The 15412-nt window shown below is 62.3% G+C and carries 20 protein-coding genes; 6 read left to right on the top strand and 14 right to left on the bottom strand.

Translation table 11 applies throughout. The features are described 5' to 3' along the window. Positions 1-209 precede the first annotated feature (209 nt). From fliP to HV823_RS06840, 14 genes are all read right to left on the bottom strand, one after another. Complete coding sequence (gene fliP / locus HV823_RS06905) at positions 210-950, bottom strand: flagellar type III secretion system pore protein FliP (protein ID WP_176948987.1); 741 nt, start codon at positions 948-950, stop codon at positions 210-212. Then, positions 947-1453, bottom strand: coding sequence for a flagellar basal body-associated FliL family protein (locus HV823_RS06900; RefSeq protein WP_176948986.1), 507 nt, complete (start codon positions 1451-1453; stop codon positions 947-949). Before HV823_RS06900 ends, fliP begins: the two co-directional genes overlap by 4 nt. Positions 1454-1488: 35 nt before the next feature. Continuing rightward, positions 1489-2199, bottom strand: coding sequence for a flagellar basal body L-ring protein FlgH (flgH, locus tag HV823_RS06895; protein WP_176948985.1), 711 nt, complete (start codon positions 2197-2199; stop codon positions 1489-1491). Next, the gene (locus tag HV823_RS06890; RefSeq protein WP_176948984.1) at positions 2196-2738 is read right to left on the bottom strand and encodes a MotE family protein; all 543 of its coding nucleotides are present in this window, start codon (positions 2736-2738) and stop codon (positions 2196-2198) included. Before HV823_RS06890 ends, flgH begins: the two co-directional genes overlap by 4 nt. Beyond that, the gene (locus HV823_RS06885) at positions 2735-3850 is read right to left on the bottom strand and encodes a flagellar basal body P-ring protein FlgI (RefSeq protein WP_176948983.1); all 1116 of its coding nucleotides are present in this window, start codon (positions 3848-3850) and stop codon (positions 2735-2737) included. Before HV823_RS06885 ends, HV823_RS06890 begins: the two co-directional genes overlap by 4 nt. Beyond that, positions 3847-4365 carry a flagellar basal body P-ring formation chaperone FlgA gene (flgA, locus tag HV823_RS06880; RefSeq protein WP_097141938.1) on the bottom strand — a complete coding sequence of 173 codons (519 nt, stop codon included), beginning with the start codon at positions 4363-4365 and terminating at the stop codon, positions 3847-3849. Before flgA ends, HV823_RS06885 begins: the two co-directional genes overlap by 4 nt. 20 nt (positions 4366-4385) lie before the next feature. Then, positions 4386-5168 (bottom strand): flagellar basal-body rod protein FlgG, encoded by a 783-nt coding sequence (gene flgG / locus HV823_RS06875; RefSeq protein ID WP_176948982.1) that lies wholly within the window; start codon positions 5166-5168, stop codon positions 4386-4388. An 11-nt stretch (positions 5169-5179) separates the two neighbouring features. Next, entirely contained in the window at positions 5180-5530 is a 351-nt protein-coding gene (fliE, locus tag HV823_RS06870; protein ID WP_176948981.1) for a flagellar hook-basal body complex protein FliE, read from the bottom strand. Beyond that, complete coding sequence (gene flgC, locus HV823_RS06865; protein WP_176948980.1) at positions 5527-5946, bottom strand: flagellar basal body rod protein FlgC; 420 nt, start codon at positions 5944-5946, stop codon at positions 5527-5529. The genes fliE and flgC overlap by 4 nt, the downstream gene beginning before the upstream one ends. A 1-nt stretch (position 5947) precedes the next feature. Beyond that, complete coding sequence (gene flgB, locus HV823_RS06860; RefSeq protein ID WP_176948979.1) at positions 5948-6328, bottom strand: flagellar basal body rod protein FlgB; 381 nt, start codon at positions 6326-6328, stop codon at positions 5948-5950. Positions 6329-6497: 169 nt separating this feature from the next. Further along, entirely contained in the window at positions 6498-7055 is a 558-nt protein-coding gene (locus HV823_RS06855) for a flagellar protein (protein WP_176948978.1), read from the bottom strand. Between the two features lie 2 nt (positions 7056-7057). Next, entirely contained in the window at positions 7058-8479 is a 1422-nt protein-coding gene (gene fliI, locus HV823_RS06850; protein ID WP_425487640.1) for a flagellar protein export ATPase FliI, read from the bottom strand. 6 nt (positions 8480-8485) lie between these two features. After that, positions 8486-9211, bottom strand: a complete 726-nt coding sequence (gene flgF, locus HV823_RS06845) for a flagellar basal-body rod protein FlgF (RefSeq protein WP_176948977.1) — start codon at positions 9209-9211, stop codon at positions 8486-8488. 1 nt (position 9212) lies between these two features. Further along, the gene (locus HV823_RS06840; protein ID WP_176948976.1) at positions 9213-9992 is read right to left on the bottom strand and encodes a DUF1217 domain-containing protein; all 780 of its coding nucleotides are present in this window, start codon (positions 9990-9992) and stop codon (positions 9213-9215) included. A 188-nt stretch (positions 9993-10180) separates the two neighbouring features. Here HV823_RS06840 and motA point away from each other — a divergent pair, with 188 nt between their 5' ends. The 6 genes from motA (at position 10181) to HV823_RS06810 (ending at position 15410) form a co-directional block, all read left to right on the top strand. Next, the gene (motA, locus tag HV823_RS06835; protein ID WP_176948975.1) at positions 10181-11056 is read left to right on the top strand and encodes a flagellar motor stator protein MotA; all 876 of its coding nucleotides are present in this window, start codon (positions 10181-10183) and stop codon (positions 11054-11056) included. Positions 11057-11071: 15 nt separating this feature from the next. Then, positions 11072-12007, top strand: a complete 936-nt coding sequence (locus tag HV823_RS06830; protein ID WP_176948974.1) for a FliM/FliN family flagellar motor switch protein — start codon at positions 11072-11074, stop codon at positions 12005-12007. A 52-nt stretch (positions 12008-12059) separates the two neighbouring features. Then, on the top strand, positions 12060-12656 hold the full coding sequence (gene fliN, locus HV823_RS06825) for a flagellar motor switch protein FliN (RefSeq protein WP_176948973.1): 597 nt from the start codon (positions 12060-12062) through the stop codon (positions 12654-12656). A 38-nt stretch (positions 12657-12694) separates the two neighbouring features. Then, positions 12695-13729, top strand: a complete 1035-nt coding sequence (fliG, locus tag HV823_RS06820; protein ID WP_176948972.1) for a flagellar motor switch protein FliG — start codon at positions 12695-12697, stop codon at positions 13727-13729. Between the two features lie 152 nt (positions 13730-13881). Then, a complete protein-coding gene (gene flhB / locus HV823_RS06815; protein WP_176948971.1) occupies positions 13882-14970 on the top strand; it encodes a flagellar biosynthesis protein FlhB in 1089 nt (362 codons plus the stop codon). Continuing rightward, a complete protein-coding gene (locus tag HV823_RS06810) occupies positions 14967-15410 on the top strand; it encodes a hypothetical protein (protein WP_176948970.1) in 444 nt (147 codons plus the stop codon). Before flhB ends, HV823_RS06810 begins: the two co-directional genes overlap by 4 nt. The last annotated feature ends 2 nt before the right edge of the window (positions 15411-15412 follow it).

Genomic DNA, 15412 nt, shown 5'->3' with positions numbered 1-15412 from the left:
CAAGAACCAGAGAAAGCCCCGTATCGGTCAATACGGGGCTTTTCTCATGTCGAACTAGGAAACGTTACCGACACCTCGGCGTCGCGAACATTTAGGTCAGCCCCGACGCTTCTGGCCAAAAAATCTGACGCAGGTCGTTTGTCGCGCAACCGCCGCGCTCTTTTTAGCGGCGCGCAAGAACCATCACACTCGCAACGCCCCGGCAAGGCTTATTGGAACGAGCGGACGAGGCTGCCGACCAGGAGGTTCCAGCCGTCGATGAGGACGAAGAAGAGGATCTTGAAGGGCAAGGAGATCGAGGTTGGCGGCAGCATCATCATGCCCATCGCCATGGTGATCGTGGCAACGATCAGGTCGATCACCAGGAAAGGCAGAACAACGAGGAAGCCGATCTCGAAGCCGCGCCGGATTTCGGAGATCATGAAGGCCGGGATGACGGCGCGGAGATCGACCTTGCCGTCGACGACCACCGTCTGGCCCCGCTCCTCGGCAAGCGAGACGAAGAGCTGCAGATCCTTCTCACGGGTGTTCGCCGTCATGAACTCGCGGAACGGCTCGGCGACGCGCTTTGCCGCTTCCGTCTCGTCGATCTGGTTTGCAATCAGCGGCTCTATGCCGCTCTGCCAGGCTCGATCGAAGGTGGGCGCCATGACGTAGAAGGTCATGAACAGCGCCAGGCTGACTAGGATCATGTTCGACGGCGTCGTCGCAAGCCCCATGCCGGAGCGAAGGATCGCAAAGGCGATGACGAAACGCGGAAAGCTCGTCACCATGATCAGGATACCGGGAGCGACCGAAAGCACGGTCAGAAGACCGAATGTGCGGATGATCCAGGACGCCACCGAACCGTCGATGGGCGTATTGAGCAGTTGGGCCGGCGTCTGCTGGGCGTACGCAAGGCTGGTCATCGCCACAAGGGCGACGAAGGTCGTCGAAAAAAATCGAATCATTCGATCACAAAGGTTCGGAACATGATGTTCGTTACGCGCCCTTCCGATCGAAGGTCAACCCGCTCCTTCAGGTCGTCCCGTAGATATTGAAAGCCGCGCGGCCCCTGGATCTGCTGCAGCGACACTGTGCGCATATAGGCCATGATGTCCTGGTGGATCGCTTCGGCCAGAACCGGGTCAGGCTGCCCCTTGAAGACAAGGGCAACTTCCATGCGAACAAGGTTGTCGGCGGGATAGGCGAGGTTGCTGGTGAAGGGCTCCAGCGCGACGATGCCGTTTGCTTCCGTTGCGACGCGGACGATCTCGCCCTCGTCGCCCGTCTTCTGTTCGCCTTCGGCGGCCGCCTTCTCTACCGGCGCCGTCTCGGATGGTGGCGGCGCCAGCATGTTCCCGACCAGCCAGCCGCCACCACCGGCAACGACGCTCAGACCGGCGATGATTGCGATCGTTATGACCAGCGATGGCTTCTTCTTGCTTTCGCCGCCCTGTTCCAGGTCCGCCATATGCGCATTCCGTCTTCGTGTTCCGGGTATGCCGATCAGATCGGCGAGAAGAGATCGACGAGCTGCTGTCCCCATGGCGGCTGCTGGACTTCCGTCAGGCGACCACGGCCACCGTAGGAGATGCGTGCCTCGGCAATCTTTTCGTAGGAGATTCGGTTGTTGGAATCGACGTCCTGCGGACGCACGATGCCCCCGACGTTGAGGATGCGCAACTCGTGGTTCACGCGGACCTCCTGGGATCCGCTGATCAGGAGATTGCCGTTCTCCAGCACGCCGGTCACGACCGCTGCGACAAGAAGGTTGAGCCGCTCGGAACGCTCGGTCTTGCCGTCGCCCTTGGTGCTCGTCGAAGAGCCATAGGTCAGATCGCCGTCCGTACTCAGGCTGAAATTGTCGCCCTCGCCAGCCACCGAGAAGTTCATGCCGCTCTTGTTCGTGCGGCTGCGGTCGGTCTTGTTGTCGAAGGTCGCCTCATCGTTGAGGCGGATCGTCACCGTCAGGAGGTCGCCGACATTGATCGCGCGCGAATCCTTGAACAGGTTCGACTGATTGTCGCTCCAGGTGGAATAGCCTGCCATCCGCGTCTGCGGCTGCTTGGGATAGAGCGCCATCTGCGGCGTCTGTGCATATTGCAGACCGCTGCCGATCGGGCTCATCGACGGAGCGCGGCCGACTTCTCTCAGCGCCTGGTTGGCGCATCCGGACAAGAGCGACGTGGCCATCATCGCGACAACGAGCTTCTTCATGACGGGTCCTTCGAGGTATTCGGATCAGAGGCGCTGGCGATGATGCTGGCGAGCAATGCAGCCGTCTCCGGTTTCATTTCGCTCAGGATCAGGCTCGACAAGCGCGGATTGAGTTTCATCACGATCGCCGAGGCGACCTCGGGCCGGACCTTCTCCAGCTGGACCGCCGCAGCATCAGGCTTCATCTTCTTGTAGATCTCGACCAGACCGGCCTCGGCGGTCTTCAGGAAATCGTTACGCCGCTGCAGCCAATCCTCGTATTCCGCACGGCGCTTCTCCAGCGTCTCGATGCGGCTGTCGACGTCCTGCTGCAGCTTTTCCAGCTCCTGCCGCTGAAGCAGATAGCGCTGGTCGCGCGCCTTGTCGGAGATATTGGTGCAGAATTCGCGGATCTCGTCCGCGCTCGCCTGGCTGGTGACGATGACCGGGCGCTCCTCGGCCTGTGCACCCGGCATGGCGAGCATCAGCACGCCGGCTGCGGGAAGGAGAAGAGCCCGCAGATCGCGAATGATCGGAAGCTTGTCGATGGCTATCGTCATTGCAGCACCAGTTCTGCCTGAAGTGCGCCGGCGGACTTGATGCCCTGCAGGATCGAGATGATCCCGTCAGGCTTCACGCCGATGCTGTTGAGCCCGGAGACGAGCGTGCGAAGGTTGGAGCCGTTGAGAATGGCGACGGTGCCGCCGTCCTGCTGGGCGATGATGTCGGTATTCGGTTCCACCGCCGTCACGCCGTCGGAGAACGGCAGCGGCTGCACGACCTTCGGCATCTCGGTGACCTGTACGGTGAGCGTGCCATAGCTGACGGCCACCTCGGAGATGCGCACGTCCTGACCGATCACGATGGTGCCGGTGCGCTCGTTGATGACGACGCGCGCCGGCACGTCGGTCTCGATGACGAGATTTTCCAACTCCGCCATCAGCCGCGCGAGGTCCGCGTTCTTCGGCTTCTGCACGTAGACGGCCTGGGAATCGCGCGCGTCCGCGATCCGGCCACCGAAGCGCGTGGCGGCGTAGCGGTTGATGGCGTCCGCCATGCCGACTGCGGTGGAGAAGTCGGGATTGCGCAGCTGCAGCGTTAGGTCCGAGCTGTCCTTGAAGCGGGCCGGAAGCTCGCGTTCGATGATCGCGCCGTTCGGAACGCGGCCGGCGGTGGTGACGCCCTGCTGGATTGACGCCGCCTCGCCCTGCGCGTTGAAGCCGGTGACCACGACGGAACCCTGCGCAACGGCATAGATCTGGCCGTCGGCGCCGGTCAATGATGTCATCACGAGCGAGCCGCCGCGCAGCGACGTGGCATCGCCGAGCGAACCGACGGTGACGTCGATGCGGCTGCCGGGGCTGGCGAAGGGGGGCAGCGTCGCGGTGACCAATACTGCTGCGATGTTCTTCGCACGCGAGCGCTCGCCCTGGGTATTGATGCCGAGGTTCTGCAGCATGGACTGCAGCGACTGGTCGGTGAACGGCGAGGAACGCAGGCTGTCGCCGGTGCCCTGCAGGCCGACGACGAGACCGTAGCCGATCAGCTGGTTGTCTCGTCCCGCCTGCAGCGACGCGACATCCTTGATGCGCGCTGCCGAATGCGCCGGTGCCACCGTCAGCGACAGTGCCGCGAAGGCAGCCAGCAATCGGGACAGGAACGGTCTAATCATTTTGCCACCACATGCACTGAATGGTCACCCATCACGGTACCGGATACGATCACGCCGGAATCCATGTTGCGGATCTTGATGAGATCGCCGACCGAGGCGTCCTCGAGCGGCATGCCGGATGCCCGGATCGTCAGCGGTCCGCTCTGGAAGACGAGCTGAACGGACTTGCCACGCGACACCGCATAGGGCTCGCGCAGCGCCGAGGCGAGGATGATCCGTCCGACAAGAAGGGTCTTCTTGGTGACCAGGCCGTCCACCGCCGCGATTTCCTCGACATAGCCGGGCGCGATGTTCGGATTGGTGACCTCGACCTCTTCGAGCTGGCTCGAATCGATCTGCTCGCCGGGATAGATGGTTCGCTTGGGCACGACCGCGAAGCGCGGCTCTGCCAGAGCCGGCGTCGCTTCCAGGACGGCCGCGCATCCGGCGATCGCAAGGATGACGGCTGCAACCAGGCCTGCCGCGCGACGCGCCGCATTCCTGACTGGACGGAGGTGCTTCAGGCGAAACATCATGTTTCCCTCGCTTGTTTCGATTAACGGAGGTTCTTGCTGACCACGGCCGCCATTTCGTCGGCCGCCTGGATGATCTTGGAGTTCATCTCGTAGGCACGCTGCGCCGAGATCAGGTCTGTGATTTCCTTGACCGGATCGACGTTGGAGGCTTCGAGGTAGTTCTGCTGCAGGTAGGCAAGACCGTTTTCGTCCGGCGCGCCGACCGTGGCCGCACCCGATGCTTCGGTCTCGCGGAACAGGTTCTCGCCCATCGGCTCGAGGCCGGCCTCGTTGACGAAGTTCGCAAGCGTCAGCTGGCCGAGTTCCTGATCCTCGCCGTTCACGGTGGCGAAGATCTGGCCCGAACGGTTGATGATGATTTCCGTCGCATCCTGGGGAACGGTGATCCCCGGAGAAACGGTGTAGCCGTCCAGCGTCACAAGCTGGCCGTCGGCGTTGGTGTTGAAGGCGCCGGAGCGCGTATAGAGCATCGTGCCGTCGGGCGCTTCGATCTGGAACCAGCCACGGCCGACGAGGGCGACGTCAAAAGAGTTGCCCGTCTGGGTCAACGAGCCCTGGATGTGCAGGTTGCGCACAGCGGCCGTCTTGACGCCGAGGCCGATGATCGCGCCTTCGGGAACGATTGCCTGGTTGGCGCGGTTCGGAACGCCCTGCGCACGCTCGGTCTGGTAGAGCAGGTCGGAGAATTCCGCCCGGGCGCGCTTGAAGCCGGTCGTGTTGATGTTGGCGATGTTGTTCGCGATGACCTCGAGATTGGTCTGCTGCGCGTTCATGCCGGTTGCGGCGATAGCGAGAGCTTTCATGGCACGTTCCTTCAGATCTGCATGCGTGCGACTTCGAGATAGGCGGTGACGACCTTGTCGCGGATCGCGATCGCCGTCTGGAGTGTCTGCTCCGCCGTCATCACGGCATCGACGACCTCACGGGTGTTGGCCTTGCCCTGGATGCTCTCGAAAGACTTGGTCTCGCCTGCCTTCAGGCTGCCCACCGCATCGCTCGCCATATCGCCGAGGACCTGGGCGAAGCTCATCGACTGCGGCGCGTTCTGGACGTTCTGCGCAAGCCCTGGCTGGAAGGCGGTGCTGGAAACGGAATTCTCCGTCATCGCGCCGCCCAGCGGCGACGACAGAGTGAGCGAGCTGACGCTCTTCAGCGATTCAATCATTGCGATGCCCTCAGGAGGTCGATGGTCGCACTGATCAGGTCGCGCGACTGCTTGATGCTTTGCAGGTTGGCCTCGTAGGAACGGTTGGCCTCACGCATGTCGGCCATTTCAACCAGCACGTTGACGTTCGGCAGCTTCACCATGCCCTTCTCGTCGGCCGCCGGATTGCCCGGATCGAACTCGGTGGAGAAATCGCCCTCGTCTTCCGCCAGGCGATCGACCTCCACCAGCGATGCGCCGACGGCACGATCGAGTTCCGAGACGAAGGTCACGGTCTTGCGACGGTAGGGATCGGCACCGGGCGCATCGCCGGTCGAGCGGGCGTTCGCCAGGTTTTCCGAAACGATGCGAATGCGGGTGGATTGTGCCTCGAGACCCGAGGCAGCGACTTTCATTGAGGCGACTAGGGGATCCATTTTACGTCCTGACAGTCATCAGCATCATGCGATGAAACGCCTTGACCAGGCCGGCATTGAGTTCGTACTCGCGCTTGACCTGGCCCTGCTTCATCAGTTCTTCCGCAAGCCCCACGGAATTGCCTGAGATCTGGACGCCGACGTCTTCGTTGGCGGAGACATCAGTCACCTCGTTACTGAGCGAACCTTCCGTGAAATGCATCGGATTGGTGGCCGCCATCTGGATGCCAGTCTTTTCAAGGACCGACTGGAAGGGCGTCACGTCCTTCGCGTGGTAGCCGGGAGTATTGGCATTGGCGATGTTTCCGGCAACCACGGACTGGCGCACAGCGAGCCAATCGGCCTGCTTGGAAGCCAGCTCGAAGAATTGAATTGGTTGCATGGCGGCAAACTCCATTTTGTTGACCTGAACCTAGGGGGCTAAACTTGCGTGGGACTTGCCGGGATCTCACCTTTTCGCTGGCTCCCGAATTTCCAGGCATTTCAGGCGACAGAAACGCAAAAAGCCGCCGGACGGGCCGGCGGCTTGCGACAATGGAAGGCTGCGCGAATCAGCGGCGCTTGTAGATGTCGCCCTTCGACGTGACGATCACCCATTCGCCCTCGCGCTGTTCAAGCGTGGCGAGCTTGCTGTTGTCGGGCAGGACCGACCCCACGCGGACGATGTACATACCCGAAGCGTCCTCGATCATTGCGCGACCATTGGCGACGTGCATCAGGCGAAAGCCGGTCGGCGGCGGAAGCGGCTGTTCGATCGGGGCGCTGGGCGCTGCGCCGCGCGCGCCTTCCCGGCCGAGATTGGGAACGGTCGCGGTGCGAACAGGATCGAGTTCCGGCGTGGGGGCGACATCGTCGTTATCGACCATGGCTGCGGGCGAAACGCTCACGACGTCCTTTGCAGGCGTGTCCGGCAGATCGCGCCGCGCATCCTGCCAGAGCGGCGGAATGGAAAATTCCTGCGGATTGAGGAAGACGTACCAAGGGAAGAAGGCCGCAAGAGCGGCGAGCGTCACGCCTGATGCGATGAGCAGACGATCTGTGAAGCTTCTGCCACGGACTTCGCTCCGTCGCAGCGGCGGCACGGCCTTGTCGGCATCAAAATCAGTCATCTCTAACCTCTTGCCCTAGCGTTGCCTGCGCCGTTCGGCTGGTTAGCGGGAGCGTTGCGCAGCGCGATCGCAAGGTCTGCGAACGAATCCGCCGCCGGCTTGTCGTTCGGTGTCTGCCGCAACACGTCGTAAATGATCGGAACCTGCTTGATCGCCATGTCGAGGTCCGGATCGCTGCCCGGGCGATAACCGCCGATCAGGCGAAGGTCACGCGTTTCCTCGTAGCGATGGATCAGCGCCTTCAGCCGGGCCACCAGCTTCTCCTGATCGGGCGTCCAGGCCTTGCGCGCCAGACGCGAGATCGAAGACAGCGGATTGATCGGCGGGTAGCGTCCCTCGTCGGCAAGGCTGCGTTCGAGCACGATGTGGCCATCAAGGATGCCGCGGGTCGAGTCCGCGATCGGGTCGTTGTGGTTGTCGCCGTCGACGAGGATGGAGATGATCGCGGTAATCGTGCCGGTGCCCTCGGCGCCGGGGCCGGCCCGCTCCAGCAGGCGCGGCAGTTCGGTGAAGACCGATGCCGGGTAGCCGCGCGCGATCGGCGGCTCGCCGGAAGCGGTTGCCACCTCGCGGATCGCATGGGCGAAACGCGTGACGCTGTCGATGATCAGGAGCACGTTGTCGCCCTGGTCGCGGAAATGCTCCGCGATCGTCACCGCCGTCAGCGGCGCCATCTTGCGCAGCATCGGGCTTTCGTCGCTGGTCGCGACCACGGCGACGGACTTCGCCAGGTTGTCGCCGAGCGTATCCTCGATGAACTCACGCACTTCACGGCCGCGTTCGCCCACAAGGGCGATCACCACCTTGTCGAAGGCATCGGCCCGCGCGAGCATCGAAAGCAGCGTCGATTTGCCGACGCCCGAGCCGGCGAAGATGCCGAGGCGCTGGCCGAGGCACAGGGGCGCAAAGAGGTCGATCGCGCGAACGCCGGTGGTGAACCCCGTCTCGACGCGCTTTCGCGTCATCGACGGGGGCGCCGTGTTGGAAATAGAACGGCGCACGTCGCCCTGCGTCAGGGGTCCGCGGTTGTCGATGGGCTCGCCCAGCGCATTGATGGTTCGGCCGCACCAGGACGCGGCCGGCGCCACTCGGAACGCGCCCTTGCGAATGACCGTGTCATGGATGCCGATCGGCTCGCCCGGTTCGATGGGGCAGACCACCACCGTCTCCTGTTCCACCCGCACGACTTCGCCGAGATGGATGCCGGTGGGGCTGCGGTGGGCGACGAATTCGCCAAGCCTGACATGCCGCGACAATCCGCTGACGGTATAGTTGCCGGCAGCGATCGTCTGGACATGGCCGCCGTGGGCGACCGAACTGTCCGGATTGGAGTATCGTTTCACCAGCCCGGCCAAAGCGTTGAGCTTGCGCGCTCCATCGCCTGTCGCCGGTCGAGATTGTGCCGTGTCCGTCGCCATCGTCATGCCGGCTTACTGGCTGCCGCCGAAAGTCCTGATCGCGCTGTCGATCGAGGACTCGCTCTTCTGCAGCAGCGCATTGATGCTCTCGAATGCGCGGGTGACGGTGATCAGCTGTGTCATCTCGGCGATCGCGTTGACGTTGGATTCCTCGACATAGCCCTGCGCAACGCCGGCATCGATACGGTCGACGACCGGTTCCGGTGCTGTGTTCGGGATGATGCCGCTGTTGCCCGCACGGACGTAGCCGGCGGAAAGATCGGCTTCGAAGAGACCGAGCGCGGCCACAGGCTGTCCGTTCTGGTTCAGCTGACCATCGGCACTGATCTTGATCGGTCCGGCATTGCCGTCGATCTGGATCGGCGCGCCGCCGGCATCCAGCACCGGATGGCCGTTCAGCGTGACGAGATCGCCATTGTCGGTGAGCGTGAAACGGCCGTCGCGGGTGAGCGTCTGGCCGGAAGGCGTCTCCACGGCGAACCAGGCGTCGCCGCGGATGGCGAAGTCGAGCATGCCGTTGGTCTCGGTCAGGCCGCCGCTCTTGGTCGAAAGGAATTCCTTGCCTTGGTCCACGAAGGCGACCTTGGCCTTGCCGTTGTCGGCGACGACGTCGTTGAACTTGATCTCCGTTGCACGGAAACCCACCGTGTTGGCGTTTGCGACGTTGTCGGCCAGCGTGGTGAGGCGGCGATCGAGAGCGATCTGGGACGAAAGCGAGACGTAAAGCCCGGTTTCCATATCAGCGGCCTCCGAGTTTGAGATTGTTGATGGAAAGAAGAAGGTCGGTCGAAATGCCCGTCAGGCTCGACGACTGGAAGGCCGTCAGCGGGTCGTAGGATCCGGACGGATTGTCGAGTTCCCACATCGCGGTGAAACGCTCGAGAAGCTTGCCCACCTTCACTGGATCCTGGAAGTCCTCGATGGCCAGCACGTCCTCGTAATAGGCTGCCTGCCGGTCGACGTCGGTCCCGACGAACTCGTCGGGCAACTGGAGCGCGGTGCGGACCACCTGCGAGATCGCATCGTCGGCGATGATGGAGTAGCCGCTGGTGACAGACGAAGCCATGCGCTCGAAATAGAGCGCAAGCCGGACGCCGGTGTTCTCGCTGCCGGCATTCACTTCGAGCGTCTGGCGGTTGTACTTGTCGACGACGCCCTTCTGGGCGCGGTCGAAACTCGTCGCCGCTTCGCCGTTCCGGGCGAAATTCAAGGATTCCGCCAGTTCCTTGTAGCGGCTGTCGGAGAGCTTGTTGGCAAAGGCGTCGTCGCTGTCGACGCCCTCCGTCAGCACCTTGCGTATGAAGGCCTTGGCATAGGCCATGTCTTCAAGGCCATGTGCCTTCATCGCATAGTTGTAGAGACGGCTGTCGGCGAAGAACTCGTCGATGGTTTTGATCGAGCCGATCTTCGACAGGTAATATTCTGTTTCGCGCTTGACGTCCGGCTGCTTGGCAACCCGGTCGAGCGAGGTTGCGAGATCGGCCGCGATCAGTTTGTAGCTGGTGTAGGTCGTCGTCACGATGGATACCGCGCCTTCCGCTTTCGCACGGGCATACCGCCCCTCATATTCGGCGCCAAACTGCCTGCGCTGGCTTGCGCGAACCTGTAAGCACAGACGTTTGCGAAATCGCTGGAGGTACAGCCTCACACAAGGCTCGAACCCTATTCAGGCAGGGTCGGAAATTTGTCGAGGCTTGTGGGCTTACAATGAATATCATCATCGGTTTGATTGTCACCTTCGGCTGCGTGCTCGGCGGCTACATGGCCATGGGAGGGCACCTTGAGGTCCTCAACCAGCCGTTCGAACTCGTCATCATCGGCGGGGCCGGCATCGGCGGCTTCATCATGGCCAACACGATGAAGGTGGTGAAGGAGACCGGCAAGGCGCTCGGCGAGGCCTTCAAGCACAAGGTCCCGAAGGAGCGGCACTATCTCGATACGCTCGGCGTTCTCTACAGCCTGATGCGCGACCTGCGCACCAAGTCGCGCAACGAGATCGAAGCCCATATCGACAACCCGGAGGAGTCCTCGATCTTCCAGGCGGCGCCTACGGTCCTGCAGAACAAGGAACTGACGTCTTTCATCTGTGACTATGTCCGGCTCATCATCATCGGCAACGCCCGTTCGCACGAGATCGAGGCGCTGATGGACGAAGAAATCCAGACCATCACCTATGACAAGATGAAGCCCTACAATGCACTGAACACGATGGGTGACGCTTTCCCGGCGATCGGTATCGTCGCGGCGGTTCTCGGCGTCATCAAGGCCATGGGCTCGATCAACGAATCGCCGGAAATCCTCGGCGGCAAGATCGCAGCCGCACTGGTCGGCACGCTTCTCGGCGTCTTCCTGTCCTACTCCATCGTCTCGCCGATCACCGCCAACATCAAGTCGGTCCGTACCAAGCAGAACCGCCTGTACATCATCGTCAAGCAGACCCTGCTTGCATACATGAACGGCTCCGTCCCGCAGGTCGCGCTGGAATATGGCCGCAAGACGATCTCCTCCTACGAACGTCCGTCGATCGATGCGGTCGAGCAGGAAATGATGAACCCTGGCGGCGGCGATGCGAAGGCCGCCTAAAGGAGCAGGAACGACATGACAGCCTCCGCCAAACAGAAGCACGATCCGATCGTCCTCGCCCGCCTCCTCGGACAGCTTGGGGACCGGGAGACCATCTCCAAGCAATGCGCGAGCCTCGGCGAGGTCCTGGCCGAGTTCCTCCCCGACGTGTTCTCCAGCGAACTGGGTTTCGACGTCGCCGTCACCTATGCCGGCTACGAGGTCGGTCGCTACGGCCAGCTCATCTCCGGCCTCGGCGGTGCGATGGCCGTTTCCGATTGCGCACTGCGCAACTGGAGCGATCAGTACGCAGTCGTCTGCGACAGCCCCTTCGTCATCACGCTCGTTGAGAACATGCTGGGAGCTGTCAGCGATTCGATCGAGGAACCGGAACCGCGTCCGCTGTCGAAGATCGAACTCGACGTCGCCGCCATGATCTTCGACCGGGTCTCAGGTGTGCTGGCGACGGCAGTCGGCGACGGCAACGGCTACGAGCCGGTGATCGGCCCCGCCTACAACGTCGAAGGCCGGAAGGCTACCGCCGACGGTTCGGAGGATACGTTCGCCGCTACCGTAAAAATGTCCGTCGGCATCGGCCCCGTCCTGTCCACCTTCTATCTCGTGGCTCCGCAACAGGCGCTCCTGAAATCGAAGATCGAGCCGCCACGGCCCGCCAGCATCGCCAAGTCCCGCAAGGAATGGAGCGATCAGCTGAGCGAGCAGGTCCGCCGTTCGAAAGTGACGCTCCAGGCCCGCATCCGGCTGGAGAGCCAGACGCTCGACACCGTCAGTCGCCTGCAGGCAGGCGACATCATTCCCTTCCACGACGCAAACGATGTGCGCGTCGACGTCAGTGCCAACGGCAGCAAGCTCTATGTCTGCGAGTTCGGTCGCTCCGGCGCGCGCTACACCGTCCGGGTGAAGGACACCTACGGCTCGGAGGACGAGCTGCTGCAACACATCATCGGGTAGGACCAGACCGGGCAGAAGGCCTCGGGCAAGTTTCAAATGGAATAGTGATCACATGGCACCGAAAAAAGCTCCCCTCGCGGACGACCTTGCGTCCTCCATCACTGCAAATGACGCCGAACTCGAACAGGCGATCGATGACCTGCGCGGCGTCTTGAAGCAAGACGCCACCAGCAGCACCACGACAGACTTCGACATGGACTTCGCCGCGCCCGCCGCCAGCGATGCGGTTCCGGCATTCGGCGACGACTTCGGCACGAACGAGAGCGAGACCGGGTTTGGCATGGACTTTGGCGCAACCGGGACCAGCGACTTCGGCGGCAGCGACTTTTCCGCCGGCAACGACTTCGGCGGCTCCAGCTTCGAAGAAATCACCCCACGCCCGGGCAGCGCCATGGAAGCCAATCTCGGCCTGATCATGGACATTCCAATCGACCTGCAGATCGTGCTCGGTTCTTCGCAGATGCCGGTTTCGGGCCTCATGAACCTCACCGAAGGGGCGACGATCGCGCTCGACCGCCGCATCGGCGAACCTGTCGAGGTGATGGTCAACGGTCGCGTTATCGGCCGGGGCGAGATCACCGTGCTTGAGAACGATGACACGCGCTTCGGCGTGAAGCTTCTCGAGATCAAGAACACAACCAAAAGCTGACAATATCTGACACCGATGAAAGGTTTCAGGAGGCATCCATGATGGATTTCGAAAACTTCGGCAGCACCGCTGTCGGCGCACCGCTCAACCCGGTCGACAAGGCGGCAGCGGTTCTTCTGGCCATGGGCAAGCCCGTGGCGGGCAAGCTCCTGAAATTTTTCACGCAGAGCGAGCTGCAGGGGATTATCGCGGCGGCGCAGAACCTGCGCCCGATCCCGCCCCACGAACTGCTCGAACTGGTCAACGAGTTCGAAGACCTCTTCACTGAGGGCGCTGGCCTGATGGACAATGCCAAGATGATGGAGAGCATCCTCGAAGAGGGTCTGACGCCGGACGAGGTCGACGGGCTTCTGGGCCGCCGCACCGCCTTCCAGGCCTACGAGACCACGATCTGGGACCGCCTCCAGGATGCCGATGCCGCTTTCATCAGCCGCTTCCTGCTCAAGGAACACGCCCAGACGATCGCCTACATCCTGTCGATGATGCCTTCGAGCTTCGGCGCCAAGGTCCTTCTGGAAGTGCCGGAGGAAAACCGCGCGGATATCATCAACCGCACCGTCAACCTGAAGGATGTCAGCCCCAAGGCTGCAGCGATCATCGAAAACCGCGTCATCGAAATGATGAATGCCTTCGAATCGGAGCGCAACTCGCCCGGCTCGAACAAGGTCGCGGAGATGATGAACGAGATGGAGAAGAACCAGGTGGACGAGTTGCTCGCCTCGCTGGAGTCCATCAGCACGGCCTCGGTCAAGAAGGTCCGCCCGAAGATCTTCCTCTTCGAGGACATCCTGGCCATGCCGCAGAAGAGCCGGGTCGCGCTTTTCAACGACGTTGCCGGCGATATCATCACCGCGGCGCTCCGCGGCACCCCTATGGAACTGCGCGAGGCAGTCCTGTCGTCGATCGGCGCGCGCCAGCGCCGCATGATCGAATCGGATCTCGCCGTCGGCGACCAGGGCAATCCGCGCGAAGTGGCCATCGCCCGCCGCTCGATCACGCAGGAGGCGATCCGCCTGGCCGCTGCCGGCCAGATTCAGTTGAAAGAGAAGGACGAAAGGGCCGCCGCCGCCTGATGCGGCTTGACTTGCTCGCCTTCAGCAACAAGCGTCCCAGGGATCCGATTCTGAAAAGATTCGGGTCCCTTTTTTGATGGGCCAACGGGTACGGGAGCGGATGCAAGCAGCTCCCACGACCGCTGTCCGGGTGCATTGCGGGAGTAGGATCCATGTCCGACGAGGACAAGGACAGTAAAACAGAAGACCCGTCAGAGAAGAAGCTGCGCGATGCGGCTGAAAAGGGCAATACACCGTTCGCGCGCGAAGTGCCCGTGTTCGCGTCGACCGTCGCAATCTACATCTTCCTGGTCTTCTTCCTGCCCGGCGGCATCATGCGCGTGGCCGAAAGCCTGCGCGATCTCTTCGAACAGCCGGAAGCCTGGGACCTGGAGACCAGCACCGACGTCGTGGCGCTCTTCCGCCATCTCGGCTGGGAGGCCGGCGCGATGCTGCTGCCCGTGCTCGCCATGATGATGCTGTTCGGCATCGCTGCCTCGGTGTTCCAGAACATGCCGAGCCCCGTACTGGAGCGTGTGCGGCCGCAGATGTCGCGGCTTTCGCCCATCAGCGGATTCACCCGGATCTTCGGCAAGCAGGGTTTGGTGGAATTCGGCAAATCCCTGATCAAGGTCGGCGTCGTCTCCGTCGTCGTCGTCCTCGTGCTTTGGGACGACTACTTCGCGACGCTGAACGCCATGTTCAGCGATCCGGCAGCGATCTTTGCGATTCTTGCCAAGGAAGCCAACAAGATCCTGGTCATCGTTCTGTTCGCAACCGCAATCATCGCGGTGATCGATTTCGCCTGGACCCGGCACCACTGGTATTCGGAACTGCGCATGACCAAGCAGGAGGTCAAGGAAGAGCATAAACAGGCGCAGGGCGACCCGATCGTGAAGAGCAGGCTGCGCTCGATCCAGCGCGATCGTGCACGAAAGCGCATGATCGCCGCCGTGCCGCGCGCGACGCTCGTCATCGCCAACCCCACGCACTTCGCCGTCGCGCTACGCTACGTGCGCGAGGAGCAGGATGCGCCGATTGTCGTTGCCAAGGGCCAGGACCTCGTGGCGCTGAAGATTCGCGAGCTTGCAGAGGAGAATGGCATTCCCGTTTTCGAGGATCCACCCCTTGCACGCTCCATGTTTGCGCAAGTCTCGGTAGATAGTGTCATTCCACCGGTGTTCTACAAGGCAGTGGCGGAACTGATTCACCGGGTCTACGCAGCTTCGCCCCAAACGAGACGGGTAAACGAGATCCGATGAGAAAGTGCACCTATTCTGCCCAGCGCGAGAGGATTGTAGCCGAGGCGATCGGCCCTGTTGCATCGGAATTGCGGCTGCTGGACGCGGCCGATCTTGTGTCGCTGCTACGGTTCGAGTGCTACGGAAACCTTGCCGACCTTGTCTCTTCGGCCGCTGAACTCTACTTCCTGCCCGGCACTGTCGTGTTCGGCGCCGGCGGCGACTACAAGCTCGACTGGGGCGGCGAACCGGAAGTGATCCTCGACCTGGAACTGCGCCCGCGCGGATGCACGGTCTATGCCCGCCTGCAACTCGGCAGCGAGCAGGCAGGCGTCGAGATCACGCACGTCGCTTTCGAGAATCCGTCGCACGATCCGGAAGACAACACGCACCTTCTGGCCGAGAGCCTCAAGGACGCACAGTTCCGGCGTTCGAGCTCGCCTTCAGCGCTTAGCCACTAGCC

The organism is Mycoplana rhizolycopersici (assembly GCF_013378445.1).
Taxonomy (GTDB): domain Bacteria; phylum Pseudomonadota; class Alphaproteobacteria; order Rhizobiales; family Rhizobiaceae; genus Mycoplana; species Mycoplana rhizolycopersici.
Note: the sequence above shows the minus strand (reverse complement) of the source record. Positions and strands in the feature narration are given on the sequence as shown.

Excerpts from the sequence above, each read along its gene's own strand:
- HV823_RS06900 (WP_176948986.1), bottom strand. The coding sequence starts at position 1,453 with ATGGCGGACCTGGAACAGGGCGGCGAAAGCAAGAAGAAGCCATCGCTG.
- HV823_RS06885 (WP_176948983.1), bottom strand. The coding sequence starts at position 3,850 with ATGATTAGACCGTTCCTGTCCCGATTGCTGGCTGCCTTCGCGGCACTG.
- flgB (WP_176948979.1), bottom strand. The coding sequence starts at position 6,328 with ATGCAACCAATTCAATTCTTCGAGCTGGCTTCCAAGCAGGCCGATTGG.
- fliE (WP_176948981.1), bottom strand. The coding sequence starts at position 5,530 with ATGATTGAATCGCTGAAGAGCGTCAGCTCGCTCACTCTGTCGTCGCCG.
- flgG (WP_176948982.1), bottom strand. The coding sequence starts at position 5,168 with ATGAAAGCTCTCGCTATCGCCGCAACCGGCATGAACGCGCAGCAGACC.
- fliI (WP_425487640.1), bottom strand. The coding sequence starts at position 8,479 with ATGACGATGGCGACGGACACGGCACAATCTCGACCGGCGACAGGCGAT.
- flgF (WP_176948977.1), bottom strand. The coding sequence starts at position 9,211 with ATGGAAACCGGGCTTTACGTCTCGCTTTCGTCCCAGATCGCTCTCGAT.
- fliP (WP_176948987.1), bottom strand. The coding sequence starts at position 950 with ATGATTCGATTTTTTTCGACGACCTTCGTCGCCCTTGTGGCGATGACC.
- HV823_RS06810 (WP_176948970.1), top strand. The coding sequence starts at position 14,967 with ATGAGAAAGTGCACCTATTCTGCCCAGCGCGAGAGGATTGTAGCCGAG.
- motA (WP_176948975.1), top strand. The coding sequence starts at position 10,181 with ATGAATATCATCATCGGTTTGATTGTCACCTTCGGCTGCGTGCTCGGC.
- HV823_RS06855 (WP_176948978.1), bottom strand. The coding sequence starts at position 7,055 with ATGACTGATTTTGATGCCGACAAGGCCGTGCCGCCGCTGCGACGGAGC.
- HV823_RS06830 (WP_176948974.1), top strand. The coding sequence starts at position 11,072 with ATGACAGCCTCCGCCAAACAGAAGCACGATCCGATCGTCCTCGCCCGC.
- flgH (WP_176948985.1), bottom strand. The coding sequence starts at position 2,199 with ATGAAGAAGCTCGTTGTCGCGATGATGGCCACGTCGCTCTTGTCCGGA.
- fliN (WP_176948973.1), top strand. The coding sequence starts at position 12,060 with ATGGCACCGAAAAAAGCTCCCCTCGCGGACGACCTTGCGTCCTCCATC.
- flgC (WP_176948980.1), bottom strand. The coding sequence starts at position 5,946 with ATGGATCCCCTAGTCGCCTCAATGAAAGTCGCTGCCTCGGGTCTCGAG.
- flgA (WP_097141938.1), bottom strand. The coding sequence starts at position 4,365 with ATGATGTTTCGCCTGAAGCACCTCCGTCCAGTCAGGAATGCGGCGCGT.
- HV823_RS06890 (WP_176948984.1), bottom strand. The coding sequence starts at position 2,738 with ATGACGATAGCCATCGACAAGCTTCCGATCATTCGCGATCTGCGGGCT.
- fliG (WP_176948972.1), top strand. The coding sequence starts at position 12,695 with ATGATGGATTTCGAAAACTTCGGCAGCACCGCTGTCGGCGCACCGCTC.
- flhB (WP_176948971.1), top strand. The coding sequence starts at position 13,882 with ATGTCCGACGAGGACAAGGACAGTAAAACAGAAGACCCGTCAGAGAAG.